2 protein-coding genes are annotated in these 1,224 nt (G+C 69.5%); one reads left to right on the top strand and one right to left on the bottom strand.

Annotation, left to right across the window (positions count from 1 at the left end; all coding sequences use genetic code 11):
• Positions 1 to 177 precede the first annotated feature (177 nt).
• The gene (locus HG543_RS53720) at positions 178 to 558 is read right to left on the bottom strand and encodes a carboxymuconolactone decarboxylase family protein (RefSeq protein ID WP_211194819.1); all 381 of its coding nucleotides are present in this window, start codon (positions 556 to 558) and stop codon (positions 178 to 180) included.
• 461 nt (positions 559 to 1,019) lie between these two features.
• On the opposite strand from HG543_RS53720, the gene HG543_RS53715 reads away from it, so the two are divergent.
• On the top strand, positions 1,020 to 1,224 hold a 205-nt coding region (locus tag HG543_RS53715), incomplete at its 3' end, for a hypothetical protein (RefSeq protein ID WP_211194818.1).

Genomic DNA, 1,224 nt, shown 5'->3' with positions numbered 1-1,224 from the left:
GGCCGGGAGGAATGGAGATTCCGTTCCGGAGAGCGGCCCGGGCGGGCAGGGCCAGGAGGAATGGAGATTCCGTTCCGGACAAGCCCTGACCGGCAAGCCCGTAGGCTCCGGGCACGATGAACAAGCTCGCCGCGCCTTCGTGCTACCGGGAAGCAGCGAGCACTCGTGCGAGCCGCATCAGGGCTCTTCGGGCTCGGCCGCCGCGTCGTGAGAGCCCGCCTTCGCGGAGCCGATGACGTCTTCAATCCACGTGAGCGCCGCCGCCATGGACGGGAAGCCGATGGTGGTGAGCGCGAGCAGCGCCACCTGCCGCACCTCGTCCGGCTGCATGCCGCTGTAGAGGCACTTGCGCGCGTTGCTGTGGACACCCCCTTCGAGCCGCGCCCCGACGGCGATGGCCAGCTTCACGAGTCGCCGCTCGCGCTCCGTCAACGGGCCCGCCGAGTGGATGGCATCCCCGAGTGCCTGGAATGCACGGGCCACCTCCGGGTAGCGCGCGTTGACGCCCCGGTAGGTGTCCGGGAGCTTCATGTGGTCCTTCTCATGGGTCTCGGCCATATCGGCGGCTCTAGCACGCTCGGAGATGGCTCTCGCGGCACCACGACGGCGACGAGGCCGGAGCCGTCCACATCTGTACCGTTCTCCAAGACACCGCGCATTCCGCGCTCCGAGGTTTCCGCCGAGCCGCATGGATGCCCGCGCGCCTCACGGTCATGCTCCGGCACGTCCGCGCCTTCACGATTCCGGAGGACTTCCCGCCGATGCACGCGCCGGCGCGCCTCCCGGCCTTCTGCACCCCTGCAATTCCGCGGTGTGCCAGCCGATGCACGCGCCTGTGTGCCCCACGGTCATGCTCCGGTTCGTCGCCGCCTTCGCAATTCCTGCGGCGTGCCAATCGATGCACGTGTCCGCGTGCCTCGGGTCAGACTCCGGCCGTCTCCACCTCTGCAATTCCTGCGGCACCCCGACAGCCGCCCGGAGCGGAGTCTGCCGGCACGTGACTTGCCTCAACCAGGGGCATGCTCCGGCCCCTCACCGTCCCCGTCCCCGCGAGCGCAACGTCCGCGACGCGCACGTTCCTGACGCTGTCCCTGGCGTTCTATGTCCTGGCCATCGGCCTCGGCCTGCTGCTGCGCGTGTCCTTCCTCCAGCCGCTTCCCTGGCTGCACTTCGGGCACGCGCTCCATGCGCACTCGCACACGCTCTATTTCGGGTGGGCGGGGC

Origin of the sequence: Pyxidicoccus fallax, from assembly GCF_012933655.1 — a bacterium.
Classification (GTDB): domain Bacteria; phylum Myxococcota; class Myxococcia; order Myxococcales; family Myxococcaceae; genus Myxococcus; species Myxococcus fallax.
The sequence above is the reverse complement of the archived record's forward strand: the minus strand, read 5'-3'. Positions and strand labels throughout refer to the sequence as shown.